At 58.3% G+C, this 15,359-nt stretch carries 12 protein-coding genes; 10 read left to right on the top strand and 2 right to left on the bottom strand.

The window, feature by feature from the left end:
* Complete coding sequence (locus tag CCANI_RS12880; protein ID WP_290210782.1) at positions 1 to 1,626, bottom strand: IS1634 family transposase; 1,626 nt, start codon at positions 1,624 to 1,626, stop codon at positions 1 to 3.
* Positions 1,627 to 1,796: 170 nt separating this feature from the next.
* On the opposite strand from CCANI_RS12880, the gene CCANI_RS12875 reads away from it, so the two are divergent.
* Positions 1,797 to 2,204, top strand: a complete 408-nt coding sequence (locus CCANI_RS12875; RefSeq protein WP_146324090.1) for a hypothetical protein — start codon at positions 1,797 to 1,799, stop codon at positions 2,202 to 2,204.
* Here CCANI_RS12875 and CCANI_RS12870 read toward each other — a convergent pair.
* A complete protein-coding gene (locus CCANI_RS12870) occupies positions 2,201 to 3,934 on the bottom strand; it encodes an N-acetylmuramoyl-L-alanine amidase (protein WP_146324089.1) in 1,734 nt (577 codons plus the stop codon). The two genes, CCANI_RS12875 and CCANI_RS12870, sit on opposite strands and share 4 nt — an antisense overlap.
* A gap of 152 nt (positions 3,935 to 4,086) precedes the next feature.
* Between CCANI_RS12870 and glf the strand changes: the two genes are divergently transcribed.
* From glf to CCANI_RS12825, 9 genes are all read left to right on the top strand, one after another.
* A complete protein-coding gene (gene glf, locus CCANI_RS12865; RefSeq protein WP_146324088.1) occupies positions 4,087 to 5,256 on the top strand; it encodes a UDP-galactopyranose mutase in 1,170 nt (389 codons plus the stop codon).
* A 365-nt stretch (positions 5,257 to 5,621) separates the two neighbouring features.
* Entirely contained in the window at positions 5,622 to 7,025 is a 1,404-nt protein-coding gene (locus CCANI_RS12860) for a polysaccharide deacetylase family protein (protein ID WP_146324087.1), read from the top strand.
* 229 nt (positions 7,026 to 7,254) lie between these two features.
* The gene (locus CCANI_RS12855) at positions 7,255 to 9,198 is read left to right on the top strand and encodes a glycosyltransferase (protein ID WP_146324086.1); all 1,944 of its coding nucleotides are present in this window, start codon (positions 7,255 to 7,257) and stop codon (positions 9,196 to 9,198) included.
* On the top strand, positions 9,195 to 9,698 hold the full coding sequence (locus CCANI_RS12850) for a phosphatase PAP2 family protein (RefSeq protein ID WP_246118194.1): 504 nt from the start codon (positions 9,195 to 9,197) through the stop codon (positions 9,696 to 9,698). The genes CCANI_RS12855 and CCANI_RS12850 overlap by 4 nt, the downstream gene beginning before the upstream one ends.
* Positions 9,699 to 10,646 carry a decaprenyl-phosphate phosphoribosyltransferase gene (locus CCANI_RS12845; RefSeq protein WP_146324085.1) on the top strand — a complete coding sequence of 316 codons (948 nt, stop codon included), beginning with the start codon at positions 9,699 to 9,701 and terminating at the stop codon, positions 10,644 to 10,646.
* 129 nt (positions 10,647 to 10,775) lie between these two features.
* Positions 10,776 to 11,798 carry an alpha/beta hydrolase gene (locus CCANI_RS12840; protein WP_146324084.1) on the top strand — a complete coding sequence of 341 codons (1,023 nt, stop codon included), beginning with the start codon at positions 10,776 to 10,778 and terminating at the stop codon, positions 11,796 to 11,798.
* A 181-nt stretch (positions 11,799 to 11,979) separates the two neighbouring features.
* The gene (locus tag CCANI_RS12835) at positions 11,980 to 13,902 is read left to right on the top strand and encodes an alpha/beta hydrolase-fold protein (protein WP_146324083.1); all 1,923 of its coding nucleotides are present in this window, start codon (positions 11,980 to 11,982) and stop codon (positions 13,900 to 13,902) included.
* Complete coding sequence (locus CCANI_RS12830) at positions 13,899 to 14,375, top strand: DUF732 domain-containing protein (RefSeq protein ID WP_146324082.1); 477 nt, start codon at positions 13,899 to 13,901, stop codon at positions 14,373 to 14,375. Before CCANI_RS12835 ends, CCANI_RS12830 begins: the two co-directional genes overlap by 4 nt.
* 5 nt (positions 14,376 to 14,380) lie before the next feature.
* A complete protein-coding gene (locus CCANI_RS12825) occupies positions 14,381 to 15,286 on the top strand; it encodes a cutinase family protein (RefSeq protein ID WP_146324081.1) in 906 nt (301 codons plus the stop codon).
* The last annotated feature ends 73 nt before the right edge of the window (positions 15,287 to 15,359 follow it).

The raw sequence follows: 15,359 nt of genomic DNA, 5'->3' as shown, positions 1-15,359 counted from the left end.
CTAGTCCCCCGGTTTGAAGTTTTTTAGCTGGTTGATTTTTTCTTCGATTTCGGGTGTGAGCTGGGGTGGGATTTCGTATCGGTGCTTGCCGGTTTCGACGAGTGCGTGTCGGTACTGACTGAGGGTCGCGACAAGTTTCGGAGTGGTTATCTGGCAGGTGAGGTAAATGTGTTTTGACATTGCTAAAGCAGCCAGCACGATGGTGAGATGCGCTTGGATGGCATCTTCAGTGCGATGAAAAATTGGCCGGGCTTGCAAGTCTGTTTTCGCCATCCGGAACGCGTTTTCAATGTGGTGGAGCTCGTGGTAGAGACTAATTACCTCACTACCTGCGACTTGGTCTTTATCCAGGTTGGTAACGTAGCCTTTCCATCCGGCAAGAGCGAGCGCCTTATCGAACGCACTCTCGTTGATCCTCAGCGTGTCTTTGTTCCTTGATACAAACCGTGGCAACCGAGTAGCTGCCTTGCCTGCGACGGTTGCTTGAGCTTTTTCTTTTTGTTTTTGTAGCGTGAACGTGTCGTACTTGTAGCGCTTTGGACTAAAACCTACTACCACTCGGCGAGTGACCGCATTGCCTGCTTTGCCCATAGTTTTGGTGGTTTCGACAATTTCGTATGTGTCCGTTTTCTTCGACCACGCCGCCATGTCATCATCGGAGATAGTCACCGCGTGAGGGGCTTTTTTTAGCCGGTCGGCCACGATGTAGTTAATCCCTGCAGCATCAAGCTCATCAAGATTAGTTGCCGATAGCATCGCGGCATCAGCAACTACTGTCAATGATTCCAAATCGTGGGCATTGCGATAGGCCTCAAGCATCGGGATCAGCGTGGTGGTTTCCGCAGTCTTGCCATGAAAAAAGTCCACATGCAGTGGAAATCCCAGATTATCAGTAATCAACCCCACGACGATTTGAGGATCAACGCGACGCTCTTTGCTCATCCCGATCTTACGCAGCTCGTCTTCTTTTGAGGTTTCAAAATACAAAGTAGTCACGTCGTACAGCACCATGGTTACCTGATGATTGGTGCGCACATACTCGTGACATTTGGCCGAAATTATCTTTTTATAGTCGCGTTCGTGGCATCGCTTGAGTGCGTTGTAGATGGTGTTTTCATGCGGCGCACATCTGCCCATACTCGCTAAAACCTCAGGCACCTGAGCCTTCGAGGTGGGTTTAACCACACGTGCTATCACCGTGGACATAAACGCTTCATCATGTAACGAGGCAAAGCCAAGCTGTTGGTAAACCATGGCTAGCACATCCCAGATCAACCTGGCCGGAGATGAAATCACCCGTGGCGAGGCCGGAAAATTAGACTCAGCCACAGGCGCGCGTTGAGCGCGGGGCGGATCGCGGAGAACCGTCGAATCAGCACCGCGTTCAACTAACAGCTCGAGTTGCTTGTCCGAGGCCGATTCCAGGTAGTTAGAGATATCCACCATCGATGGACGCGCACGAACTGGCACATCAATGCCGATATCCAGACTCATCTGTGCGTCTAAACCCATAAATTCCTCTGCCTTGTCAATTAACGCATGCAAAGTCAGATCATCATGAGCAGTACCCACATGGGACAACACAACGGTGCGGCCACGGACTTTGCGCACAACTTGAACACTCACCCCACCAGAGGTAGTCCGCGAATACTTAATGTAAGCCACCCAATGACGCTATCACCAACCAGGCACCTAGTCCCCCAAAACGCACTTCCAAAACAACAAACCCCAAGGTCAGAAACATTCCACCCAAAAATCCGCAAAACAGTTGTGGAAGTCAGGTTATTAATTGGGAGATGGGCGGATTGACCACCCTGCCGAACCTGCAATGTCTGTGTCGGCGACACCACAACTTTAAAACCGACAGAAACGTGATGGCGCGCAGCGATGTGTTTGGTGTGGTGACCTGGAAACTAGACAACCTGGAAGTAACCACCGTGCCGAACGGTCCGCTTGCGGGGCAGGTCAAAGGTCTGGAAAGCGGGATTACCGGCCGCCACGACCATCCCACCCGGGACGAGGCCTACTACGATAGCCCGCCGAGCCGCAACGGTTTTGGTCGGTGGGGTACCACGCTGGCCAAGTACCGCGCCAAGCAGCGCAATCGCCACCTCGTGCAAATGACCATGCGGAAGCGGCAACTCCGAGACTACGACGATATCCCCCCGCTTGGCGATAACGACGTTCCCCCCGAAGAATGCTAGAAGGTATGGATCTCCACGTGGCCGTCCGCAGGGTTAAAGGTGATGTAGCCGCCCTGGAAATCCGCACGGATTAGGTCACCGGCGAGGTACTCCTCGGTGAGCGGCAATCCCAGCGGGCCGGAATCGAAACCTTGTGCTGCCCAGGCGTCGCCAATCTTTCCCCATAGGGCGTGAGTGCCGGCCTCCGGGGAGGAGACGATCATGCCGTTATCGAAGGGGACGTACTCCACCGCGGAATTACGCTCGCCGACCGGGGTCGCCGTGTGCACACCGCCGCGCGGCTGGCCGAGGATCGGGCCCACGGCATCCGTAACCTTGCGCAACACCTCCGTGAACTTTTCGTCCGAAATCACCGCATTTACCACGGCGGGAATGTCCTTGAGCTGCAGACCCTCGATGACATCGACGTTGCCAACCTTGGTCGTGGTTTCCGGAAGGCGGCCCTCCGAGGAAAGCATGCCGATGCCCGCGGCAAGGAGCGTGCCGATCGTAGCATTGGCCAGCGGGGCGGTGGAAGCCTGTTCGGCCGCAGGTGCCGCAGCGTTCGTGGTCGTCGCCTGCGCAGTGGTGGTTGGGGTCGCTCCGCTGCGGATGGAATCGTACTTCCGCTTAGCCGTGGCGCGGATCGAATCCATCTTCGCGTAGGCGTACTTGCCGGGGCACGCCGTGGTGCCGACGTCGCGGTGGGCGAAGATACTCGGCAGCCTCACCTCCTGCCCGTAGGCATATTTGGAAAAGCTGGTGCCCTCGGAATAGTGCACGTCATGGCCGGTGGGGTCGAAATCGCCAACCTTGGCGCGCCAACCCGCAAGCTCGCCGACTGCCTTCAGCATGGTGTCTGTGGGTTCCACTTCCTCGTAATTGCCGAGCATGGAGATCGCCCAAGTGTTCTCGTTGAAGCCGCCCGCGTGGGCGCCCTGGACCGGCTTGGTTAAGCCGCCCGAGCGGCCCTCGTAAATGGTGCCGTACTTGTCCACCAGAGAGTGGTATCCGATATCGCACCAGCCCAATTGCTGGGCGTGGTACTGGTAGATGCCGCGCACGATACCGGCCGCCTCGGCCTGCGTATAGTTGTTCGAACCAGCGGTGTGGTGGATGGTGATGGCATTGGTTTCATCATCGTAGGTCGGCGAACCGCAACGAATGGATTCGTCGGCCCGCCAGCCGGCGCGGGAAACCACATTGGGCATGCCGTCGGTGTCGGCGGCGAGGGCGATGCCACCTTGCTCGGCGCGGCCGTCGATAAACACTGCGTCAATGCCGGCGGCGTCCTGCACACCGTGTACGGCGACCTGCACCTTGTGGGTGGGCTCCAGGAAAATAGGTTCGGTGCCGGTGCGGTCGGTTACCTCTTCGTTGAGGGGGTCGGCGTCGTACCACGGGCCCCAAGAGCCGTCCTCGCGCTGGGCGCGGAAGAACGCGGCGAGGTCGCGCTGCCCTTGCCAGGACAGGGCGAACAGTGAGAAAGGTTCATCGCGGGAGAATTCCTTTACATTGCGCGGGCCGGGTTCTTCGCCCTGCGCGGTGATGGCGGAATCCTCAACAACCACGTTTTCGCCACCGTCGAAGCTGGTGGTAGTTAGGGAGGCGGCGATTGGGTCAAGACCCGCGTTCTGGGTCTTTTGGATGCCTCCGATGCCCAATGCTGCGGATGCGATCAGGGTAATCGCAAGCACGGCGGCGAGGACCGGACGCTGAGAGCCCGCATGTAAGCGGCGGCGCTGTGGCATGTGAGGACACTCCCTGAGACTGAGACAATGTTACAATGATAAACTCTAGGGGCACATGCTACCAGTGTGGCGAGTGTTATTAAAGTGATATTTGCGGCGTGTCTTAGAAGAGATGTCGTGCGCAGGGCGAACCCACGCGATACGCTCGACACATGACCGAACAAAAATATGACCTCATCGTGGTAGGTTCCGGGCTCTTCGGCCTCACCGTGGCGGAACGTACAGCCAGCCAACTAGGCAAGCGCGTACTCATCGTGGAAAGGCGCCACCACCTCGGCGGAAACGCCTACTCCGAGGCAGAGCCGACCACCGGGATCGAAGTCCACCAATACGGCGCGCACCTGTTCCACACATCCAACCAGCGGGTTTGGGAGTATGTTCGGCAATTTACGGAATTCACCGGGTACCAGCACCGCGTGTTCGCCATGCACAAGGGCACCGCATACCAATTCCCGATGGGGCTGGGGCTTATTAACCAATTCTTTGGAAAGTATTACAGTCCCGACGAAGCCCGCGAGCTAATCCGCCAGCAAACCGACGGCCTCGACCCCGCCGCCGCCACCAACCTCGAAGAAAAAGCCATCTCCCTGATCGGCCGCCCCCTGTACGAGGCGTTCGTGCGCGACTACACCGCAAAGCAGTGGCAGACCGACCCGAAGGAACTCCCCGCCGGAAACATCACCCGGCTGCCCGTCCGCTACACCTTTGATAACCGCTACTTCAACGACACCTACGAAGGCCTTCCCGTGGACGGATACGCGGCGTGGCTCGAACGCATGGCCGATCATAAGCTTATTGAGGTGCGGCTGAACACCGACTGGTTCGAGGTCCGCGACCAGCTCCGCGCCGAAAACCCCGACGCCCCCGTCGTGTACACAGGCCCGCTCGACCGCTACTTCGACTACTCCGAAGGCACGCTCGGCTGGCGCACCCTCGACTTTGAAACCGAAGTGCTGGACACGGGCGACTTCCAAGGCACCTCCGTGATGAACTACAACGACGCCGACGTGCCCTACACCCGCATCCACGAATTCCGGCATTTCCACCCAGAACGCGCCGACCGGTACCCCGCCGACAAGACCGTGATTATGAAGGAATACAGCCGCTTCGCCGAGGCCGAGGACGAACCCTACTACCCGATCAATACCCCGGCCGACCGCGATATGCTCCTGCGTTACCGCGAGCTGGCCGATCAGGAAACAGCCGAACGCAAGGTGTACTTCGGCGGCAGGCTGGGCACCTACCAATACCTAGACATGCACATGGCCATCGCCTCCGCGCTCAATATGTTTGACAATAAGCTTGTCGACGCCCTGCGCTAGCTACAGCTGGGCACGAAACAGCGCCATGCAATCGTGGGCGTTTCCGCAAATTAGTTTGATCCCAATCGCGTAAAGTTCGGGCAGTTTAGCCGGTATAAATTCGCTACACGCGCCGCATAATTGTGAAATGCAGCACTTAAACAGCCTTGTTGATAAAATGCTGTACTTAGGTGAAAGCGGCTTTCTGGGACGCAGCCTCCAGGGTGATCTCTGGGGGCTTTTGTCCGGCCTAGGTGCGGGCCTTCTAACCCTGTTTTGCGTCGCGGTTACCCCCAGTTGTTAGGGGTTTTTCGGCTGTAGAGCGGGGTGGTGGTTTGCGGTTTAAACTATGCATAAACATAACTGTCAGAATGTGAAACCAAATTGTGAGCAAACGTCAGATTACTACTATTGCGAGCGTTGTGCTGTTGTTGGTTATCGCCGTTATCGGGGTGGCAACATATATTTCTTCGCGTTCTGGCGGCGCAAACTCTGCTGACAATTACAAGTTTGTGGATAGCCGCTACGAAGGCATTTCTTCCAAAATTGATACCCGCGAGACCAAAAAGGAGAAGGTTGCGATTGAATACCCGATTAGCGGTAATTCGACGATAGATGAAACCGTCGCTCATGCGATCGATTCGGAATATGAATCTTTTCACGCGTTGGTGGAGGAAGGCTCCGCTGCGGACGAGGTGCCGTCGTTTACCGCGGGCTATCAGATCACCACAAACACCGAGCACTACCTTTCCATTGCGGTCAATGTAAGCCATGATTCGCTGGGCGCGGAATCCACCGCATCCAGCTTTTTCTGGACCTTTGACAAGCGTACTGGGCACGCCCTGAAGCTCCGCGAGCTTTTCGACGACCCCGACCTCGGCGTCGCCGAAGTAGTCGAGCTGTCCCGCGCCGAGGCCCGAAAAATTCTTGATAAGCAGGAGAAGCAACCGGGTAATGTAGCGGATTTTCTGGACCAAGAACAATTCGAGTATTTTATGGTCGATCACGGGGCTTTGTTCTTTCCGCTACATAAGGGTGCGGTATTGCCGAGTTCTTACGGCGATTTGGATATTCGCATTGAAGTGGATGAGCTGCGCGATCTTGTCAAGGAAGAAGTTTCGCGCGAGCTTTTTGGTTTCCAGCAGACCATAAAGGCCGCGCCCACTGAACCCGCCGTTTCGCGGAGTTGTGCGGGGGAGCGATGCATCGCAATCACTTTCGACGATGGCCCGGGAGATTACACGAGGAAACTCCTCGGAATACTTGGCACGCACGATGTAAAAGCAACGTTTTTTGTTGTGGGCGAGCAGGTGCACAACAATAAGGCCTTAACAAAACGCATAGTTAAGGCCGGACATCAAATTGGTAATCACACGTGGAATCATCCGGATCTGACAACGCAAACTCCGGAGGCTATTCATAAGCAATTGGCAGACACTAATGCCGTGATCCGGGAAGCCACCGGGGTTGATCCGCACCTGATGCGCCCGCCTTATGGTGCCCTCAACCCGACGGCCATTCGGGAGATCCGCAGCACCGGTATGGCCTCGATCCTGTGGAACATTGATACGAAGGATTGGGCGGATCTTGATTCCACGATCGTGTGCAATCGTGCCGTCGTTAGCGCCAAACCCGGCTCCATTATTTTGATGCACGACGTCCATAAGACCACCGTTGACGCGGTGCCTTGCGTGATCGGGGAGTTGAGCAAGCTTGGCTATCGCTTTGTCACCATCGATGAGCTCCTCGGTGAAACGACCCCCGGCACTTTGTACTTCTCTGCCTCCTGAGGACACGTTTTCTAGCCCCAATATAAAGGAAAGGATTTGGTCGCTCCCGCCTATGGGTTGCGGAACGTGTAACGGTGCGGTGACCTGTGCTTATGTTACAGTCAGGCTGAGTGTGCGCGGTGCTGGATCCTTACCGCCGACCCACCCCACCAACCTGGGTGGCTTAAGCACCATATAGCTTGTGGAAGACTACTCTGAATGGGTGACCCAACAGAAAGGCTAGAACAATATGAGCAAGGCGATCGAACAGCTGCAGCGTGTGTTATTGCCGAAGCGTGGTGAGCCACACGATGTGCGCACGTTGTACCTGCTTGAGGCGGATCGCAATGATGCGCGGGCTAGCTGGACCGACCGCACGAGCGTGACCATTCCCAGTGGTTGCGAGGTGAGTTTTCAGACCTACTTTAATGCTTTCCCCGCGAGCTATTGGCGCCGCTGGTCGCAATTAGAGTCCGTGGTGCTGCGCGTCGAGGTTGAGGGGGCGGCGCGGGTGGATGTGTACCGCTCGAAGATCGACGGCGCCCGTATCGGCGTGGTCGGCGGGCTCGTCGAGGATGATGTCATCGAGTTTGAGCTTTCCCTAGCACCCTTTGAAGATGGCGGCTGGTACTGGTTCGATATCACCGCAGAGACGGATACCACCATTACAAAGGCGGGCTGGTATTCCCCGGTAGCGGCGCAGCCGCAGACCTTGCCGAACGGGAAGCAGGTGGGCCCGTTCGAGCCGCGTGTCACCGTGGGGGTGCCCACGTTTAACCGCCCTGCGGATGCGGTGGCCGCATTGGAGGCGCTGGCGATCGACCCCGAGGTGGATGCCGTGATCGATGCGGTGATTATGCCTGATCAGGGCACGAAGCACCCGCAGGATGAGCCGGGCTATGCGGCGGCAGCGAAGCATTTTCAAGGGCGTTTGTTTGAGTTCCGCCAGGGCAATCTCGGCGGCTCCGGTGGTTATTCCCGCATCATGTGGGAGGCGTTGGGCGATGGCCCGGCCGGTGCGAAAAAGTCCCCATACATTCTTTATATGGACGATGATATTGCCATCGAGCCGGACGCGGTTCTTCGCGCCCTCCAGGTGGCGCGCTTTGCCAAGACCCCGATGCTGGTCGGCGGGCAGATGCTGAATCTGCAGGAACGCAGCCACCTGCATTCCATGGGCGAGGTGATCGATCGCTCCATATTTATGTGGACGCACGCCCCGCACGTGCATTATGACCATGATTTTGCCAAGATGCCGCTGAGCTACCAGGGCAATAAGGACGATAAGCCGAAGGATAAGAACTCCCGCGACCTCCACCGCCGGATCGACGTGGATTATAACGGCTGGTGGATGTGCCTGATCCCGCGCCTTGTGGCCGAGGAGATCGGCCAGCCGCTGCCGCTATTTATTAAGTGGGACGATGCGGAGTACGGTCTGCGTGCGGCGCAGGCGGGTTATCCCACGGCGACGTGGCCGGGGGTGGCCATTTGGCATATGGCGTGGTCCGATAAGGATGATGCCATCGACTGGCAGGCGTATTTCCACCTGCGCAATCGCCTGATCGTGGCGGCGATGTACCACGATGGCCCGGTGGACGGCATTATCCGTTCCATGTTGAAGGCCACGATCAAGCACCTGATGTGCCTGGAGTACTCTACCGTGGTGATCCAAAACGAGGCGATGCGCGATTTCCTCGCCGGCCCCGAGCGTTTGTTCGGTATTTTGGAAAGCTCCCTGCCGCGCATCGCCGCGATCCGCAAGGAATACCCCGACGCTGTGATTTTGCCCACGGCCGCCGAGCTGCCGAAGCCTACCGGCATTCCGGGCGTGCCCACCAAGGATGTGGGCGGGCGCCTCGGTCCGGTAAAGAAGGCATTTTGGCTGCTCAAGGGCCTCAAGCACACCTTGAGCAAGGAGAATAAGGCGCACCATGAGGCCCCGCAGGCGAACCTCGCCCCCATCGAGGCGCGCTGGTTCAGCCTTTCGCGTGTCGACGGCGCGACGGTCACCACCGCAGACGGCCGCGGCGTGGTCTATCGCCAACGCGATCGGGCGCAGGCGAAGGCCTTGTTGCAGGAATCCCGCGCGCTGCAAAAGGAAGTTAAGCAACGTTTCGGCGAGATGCGTGAGCGGTATCGCGCGGCGCACAGCGAACTGACCAGCCGCGAGGCTTGGGGGAAGGTATTTCAGTGACCAAGGGCGACCCGTTCCACGAGGCTGAGGTTCTTGTTTACCTGCAACGAATAGCGCCGAAGGCGTCGCTGCCGATCGCTCGCGGCATGAGTTTTTTTGGTGAGCACGCGGCGGGTTGGCTGGCCTTGGGCCTGGTTGGCGCGGTCGTCGATAAGCGGCGTCGTGGTGCGTGGTTGCGCCTGGCGGTGGCCGCGTTTGTGAGTCACGCGGCGAGTGTGGTGCTGAAACGCGTGGTGCGGCGGCCGCGGCCCGATGACGAGCGGATTACCATCGGCGTTTCCACCCCCAGTAAGCTCAGTTTCCCGAGCTCGCATGCAACGTCGACGACGGCGGCGCTGGTGAGCTTAAGTACGCTGGCAGGCCGCCGCACCCCGTTGCTTGGCGTGCCGCTGATGATGCTTTCGCGGATGATTTTGGGTGTGCATTACCCCACGGATGTTGCCGTGGGCGCGCTCTTGGGTGCACTCACCGCGAAACTGGTGCAGGAAAGGCAGAAGTAAATGAACCAGCCGATCGGCTCCGAACCGCATACCACTGGACTGGACACACATACGAATAAGAAGCCTCCGAAAAACCTTTTGGATGGCATGGTGAAAGCGCTGCGGCCAAAGCAGTGGGTGAAGAATGTTTTGGTGCTCGCTGCGCCGGCCGCGGCGGGTAGTTCCGCATTGCTGAACCCCACGACGCTTATCGACGTCGCTATTGCGTTCGCCGTTTTTTGTATGGCGGCGTCGTCGATCTACCTGATCAATGACGCGCGCGACGTGGAGGCCGATCGGGCGCATCCGACGAAGCAATTCCGGCCCATCGCCGCAGGTGTATTGCCGATTTGGCTCGCGTATCTGATGGCGGTGTTGTTGATCGGCGGGGCGTTGGGCGCCTCCTGGTTGGCTACCTCCGGCAAGGATTTGTGCGTGGTGGTTGGCATTTATATTGCGCTCCAATTGGGCTATTGCTTTGGGTGGAAACATCAGCCGGTAATTGACATTGCATTGGTCTCTTCCGGTTTTATGTTGCGCGCAATGGCAGGCGGCGTTGCGGCGGGGATCATGCTTTCGCAATGGTTCCTCTTGGTGGCTGCTTTCGGTTCCCTGTTTATGGCCTCAGGAAAACGTTATGCAGAGATTCTGCTAGCTGAGCGTTCGGGCGCAAAGATCCGTAAGTCTCTTGAGGGTTACACAGCTCCCTATCTACGCTTTGTGTGGACCCTGTCGGCTACGGCCGTGGTGATGTCTTATGCGCTGTGGGGCTTCGATATGCACGGGGGTGTTTGGTATCAGGTGTCCATGGTGCCCTTTACCGTGGCAATTCTTCGCTATGCAGCGGACATCGATCGGGGTGACGGGGGTGCCCCTGATGAATTGGCTCTTTCAGACCGCACTTTGCAGGCATTAGCCCTGCTATGGGTGGTTTGCATCGTGCTTGCTGTGTACGTAAATCCGGCTTAAAACACCCCGCAGAAAATCTTGCATCTAGCTTTGCGCGGATTAAGGATGTAACATTTTGGAAAAGCTGGGGCGATAGTCCCAATGTCAATGCGCAATCGAGTACTGGGAAAAACCCGACCGAGGAGAACCATGACCATCATGAACCGACTTCGCGCAGTCGGCCGTAGCGCGACAGTAGTCGCTATGGCTGTGGCTGCAGCAGCAGGGCTTGCCGTTGCAGGCAGTGGTGTCGCACAGGCTGATGCGCGCGACACGCTTCGCCCTGATGCCACCGGAACTTGTGACTGGGACGCGGCGCAGCACTGGGTGCAGCGTTGTGACGTCTGGTCTCAAGCAATGGGCCGTAACGTGCCTGTTTTGGTGCAGCCCGCTCGCGCTGGCGGTAACGCAGGTTTCTATCTCCTCGACGGTATGCGTGCCGACGATAACTTCACGGGTTGGACCGTGTACTCGAACGCTCAGGCTGCGTACGTGGATTCCAATCTGACCCTCGTGATGCCGGTTGGTGGCGCGGGTTCCTTCTACTCTGACTGGGAGAACTCCGCAGCGTTTTCCGCCGAGCCGGTCACCTACAAGTGGGAGACCTTCCTGACCTCCGAGCTGCCGGGCTACCTGCAGCAGCACTTCGGCGTGTCCCCGACCAATAACTCCATCGCCGGCCTGTCCATGGGTGGTACCGCCGCCCTGAACCTTGCGGCCCGGCACCCGAATCAGTTCCGCCAGGCTTTGTCCTACTCCGGCTACCTGCACACCACCGCTCCGGGCATGCAGACCCTGCTGCGTCTTGCCCTGCTGGAGACCGGCGGCTTCAACCTGAACGCGATGTACGGCAGTATCACTAACCCGCGTCGCTTTGAGAATGACCCCTTCCACAACATGGAGGGCCTGAAGGGTTCGGACGTTTACATTTCCGCCGCTACCGGCGCGTGGGCTCCGGAGGATCACGGCTTGCCGTTGGATCAGCGTTTCATGGGTTCCGGCTTGGAGTGGCTGGCTCGTAGCACCACCCAGGAGTGGGAGCGGGAGGCTCGTTCCAAGGGCCTGAATCCGGCGACCAACTACCCGGCCGTTGGTATTCACAACTGGAGGTTGTGGACCGATGAGTTGTGGCGCACCCGTGACCGCGTCTTGGATGTGATGAACGCTCGCTAAGCCGAGCATGAATATAACCGCACCTTCGGGTGCGGTTTTTTCACGTTCAGGGAGCCCTCAGAACACCCGAGTCACAAGAATTTAAAAAATTACCGTGTGTCACAACTACCACAACCTTCAAGTTGTACTTAAACTTAAGCGCATCGTGTGCAATCTTTTTATTCGTTGAGGACACAAATTCATGCGCTCCATCTCTCTGCCACGCCGCGCCCTCCGCATCGCGGCCGTACTGGTTCCCCTGACCCTGCTCGTCCCGATGCCGGTTGCGGTGGCGCAATCTACCGCGCCCAGCCCGAGCGCAGGTTCCAACGGCATTACGGGATACCTGGAAGGGGGCGAGGCTCCGCAGCGGACGCCCATCCGCACTGATCACCCCGATATCGCAGGGTTGCCGGAAGGCGTGGACGTAGACCGCGTGGAATGGCTTACGGATCGCCGCATCGCGGTATTTATTAAGTCCGCAGCCATGCCGGAAAAGCCCATCCAGGTGCAGATCCTGCTGGCCCGCGATTGGCACTCCAAGAAGGACGCGAAGTTCCCCGAGGTGTGGGCGCTCGACGGCCTGCGCGCCATCGAGGAGGAAAGCGGCTGGACGCTTTACACCAACATTGAGCAACAATTTGCTGATAAGAACGTCAACGTAATTCTCCCAGTGGGAGGTGAGTCCTCCTTCTACACAGACTGGGATAAACCTGACAAGGGCAAGCATTATAAGTGGGAAACCTTCCTTACTGAGGAATTGCCCGCCGTGCTTAAGAATGGTTACCGCTCCAATGGGCAGCGCGCCATCCTGGGCATTTCCATGGGCGGCACCGCCGCAATGAATCTGGCGCAGCACCGCCCGGATATGTTCAACTTTGTGGGCTCCTTCTCGGGCTACCTGGACACCACGTCTTCCGGCATGCCTGCGATGATTGGCGCCGCGATGAGCGATGGTGGCGGCTATAACGCGGAAAACATGTGGGGCCCGTACGGTTCCCAGCGGTGGATTGACAATGACCCCAAGCTTGGCGTGGAGGCGCTCAAGGGCAAGACGGTGTATGTGTCTGCCGGGTCGGGCCGCGACGATTACGGTCAACCTGGCTCCGTGGCGCAGGCGCCCGCGGAGGCCTCCGGCATGGGGCTTGAGGTGGTGTCCCGCATGACCACGCAGACGTTTGTGGATCGCGCGAAAAAGGCCAATGTGCCGGTGACGGCGATGTTCCGACCCTCCGGGATCCATAACTGGCCGTATTGGCAGTTCGAAATGACGCAGGCCTGGCCGCACATCGCGGACAGCTTGCAATTGGAGGACCAGGACCGCGGCGCGGAATGCACCACCGGCGGCGCTATCGGCGAGCTGACCAAGGACGGCGCGTACGGCTCCTGCGTGACTAACGAATACGACGTCCCGGGCGGCAAGGCGCAAGACTACCGCAACGGCCGCGCGTATTGGTCGCCGAACACCGGGGCGCACGTGCTTATCGGACGCATCGGCGCGCACTATTCCGAGCTTGGCGGCACCGAATCGTGGTTGGGTTTCCCCACCAGCGGCGAGCAGGCCACCTCGGACGGTGTGGGACGTTACGTGCAATTTGAACATGGGTCGATTTATTGGACCCCGGAAACCAATGCGCACGCCGTACCGAATGACATGAAGGAAGCTTGGGGACGCCTCAAGCATGAGCAGGGCGTATTGAAGTACCCCACCTCCGGCCCGAAAGAGGTCGGCGAAAATGTTGTTCAGCAATTCCAGGGCGGGTATGTGATCCGTACTAAAGACAATCACGCATTTACCGTGCAAGGTATTATCGCGCAAAAGTATGGCGAAATTGATACCGTAAACTCCCGCTTGGGTGCGCCGCAGTCCAATGAACTTCCCATCGACGGTGGCGCGTTCCAGAAGTTCGAGCACGGCAACATGTATTGGAGCGCCGGTACGGGTGCGCACTACATCCTGTACGGTGACATCTACGACGCTTGGGGCAAGAAGCAGTATGAGCAAGGCGAATACGGCTTCCCAGTCTCGGACCAAGAGAAGATCCCTGCCGGTGGAGAATCCGTGACCTTCCAGCACGGCGTGATCCAGCAGGTAAACGGGCGCATCATTGAGGAGAAGAAGTGACCATCCGATACGCGTTCGCCATCGTCGCAGCCGCCTGCACCCTGGTGGCTTGTGGCGGCGCCACCTCCGAAGACACCGAGTCCACTTCGGCGACCTCGCTGAGCCGTGCGACGACCGCGAGTTCGGGTGCATCAAGCACTAGTTCGGAGTCTTCCGGCACCGAATCCAGCGAGCCGACCGCCAAGGATCGGGCCGCCCAAGAGATCTCTTCGCTGCCCGAGATCACGCCCGAGCGCACACCCCAAGATGAGGACTTCCTCCAGGAATTGGAGGATAAGAAAGTCAAGGTAGAAGGCATCGAGGACCAATTGATCGCGGCCGCTACCGAGGTGTGCCGGGCCAATGAACTTGGCCAGAAGAGCTTTACGGTGGATGCTGTAGCGGGTCAGCTGATTGAGCAAGGGCGCAGCAGCGAATCGCCCGAGGCGTTGGCGGACGCAATTGCGGCGGCCGCGAAAAATGCGTATTGCTAGATCCTATGAAGAAGGTCCTAACAATTCTGGTTGCGCTCATTGTGCTCGTGCTGATCACATTGGGCGTGGTCCGTTGGTTGGTTCAGCCGCCGCAGCCTGAGCCCCCAACCCCTGAACCGCCGACGGCAACGCAGCCGGAGTGGTGCCCGGACGTCGAGGTGATCGCAGCCCCCGGCACGTGGGAATCCAGCGCCACCGATGACCCGGTGCATCCGGCGGCCAATCCGACCTCCTTTATGCTGACGCTCACGCAACCCCTCCAGGAGCGCTTCTCCCCGGATGACGTGAAGGTGTGGACGGTTCCATACACCGCGCAATTCCGCAATATCCACGCGATGCACGAGGTCAGCTACGACCAATCTCGTAATGAGGGCAGCGCCAAGGCGGAAGAGGAAATGCGCGCTACGCATGGGGAATGCCCGCTTACGGATTTCATCTTGGTGGGATTCTCGCAGGGCGCGGTGTTCTTGGGCGATATCGCTTCTGTGATCGGAACCGGTAGTGCGGACATTGTGCCCGCGGAGCGTATTCGTGGCGTGGCGCTGGTGGCGGATGGGCGTCGAGAAGCGCAATACGGGCAGCACGTGGGCAACCCCGTGTCCGGCGTCGGCGCGGAAGTTGCATTGCGCCCTGTGAATGCGCTTATTCAGCCGATAGTTCCGGAGGCGACAATGCGGGGTACACGCCCCGGCGGCTTCGGTACCCTCAATGACCGAACCGTGGAAATATGCGCGCCCGATGATCACATTTGTGATGCCCCGCTCAATGTGTTGAATGCGTTGGAACGTGCGGAGGCGCTCATTGCGGCGAATGGTATTCACGCACAATACGCCACAAATCCGAATGTGATCCCCGGAACAACGACATCTACGTGGTTGGTGGACTGGGCAACAGATTTAATCAACAAATAAGTCGAATCCCTTGTATGTTCACTAGGGAAAGCATTAGACTTCACTAAGTATCTTGCAACCACTAGAGGAGTAC

This window comes from Corynebacterium canis (assembly GCF_030408595.1).
In the GTDB taxonomy this organism is placed as follows: Bacteria; Actinomycetota; Actinomycetes; order Mycobacteriales; family Mycobacteriaceae; genus Corynebacterium; species Corynebacterium canis.
The sequence above is the reverse complement of the archived record's forward strand: the minus strand, read 5'-3'. Positions and strand labels throughout refer to the sequence as shown.

What these genes read in the sequence shown, in the direction of transcription:
- CCANI_RS12825 (WP_146324081.1), top strand. Translation starts at nt 14,381, where the DNA reads ATGAAGAAGGTCCTAACAATTCTGGTTGCGCTCATTGTGCTCGTGCTG.
- CCANI_RS12870 (WP_146324089.1), bottom strand. Translation starts at nt 3,934, where the DNA reads ATGCCACAGCGCCGCCGCTTACATGCGGGCTCTCAGCGTCCGGTCCTC.
- CCANI_RS12835 (WP_146324083.1), top strand. Translation starts at nt 11,980, where the DNA reads ATGCGCTCCATCTCTCTGCCACGCCGCGCCCTCCGCATCGCGGCCGTA.
- CCANI_RS12855 (WP_146324086.1), top strand. Translation starts at nt 7,255, where the DNA reads ATGAGCAAGGCGATCGAACAGCTGCAGCGTGTGTTATTGCCGAAGCGT.
- CCANI_RS12875 (WP_146324090.1), top strand. Translation starts at nt 1,797, where the DNA reads ATGGGCGGATTGACCACCCTGCCGAACCTGCAATGTCTGTGTCGGCGA.
- CCANI_RS12845 (WP_146324085.1), top strand. Translation starts at nt 9,699, where the DNA reads ATGAACCAGCCGATCGGCTCCGAACCGCATACCACTGGACTGGACACA.
- CCANI_RS12840 (WP_146324084.1), top strand. Translation starts at nt 10,776, where the DNA reads ATGACCATCATGAACCGACTTCGCGCAGTCGGCCGTAGCGCGACAGTA.
- glf (WP_146324088.1), top strand. Translation starts at nt 4,087, where the DNA reads ATGACCGAACAAAAATATGACCTCATCGTGGTAGGTTCCGGGCTCTTC.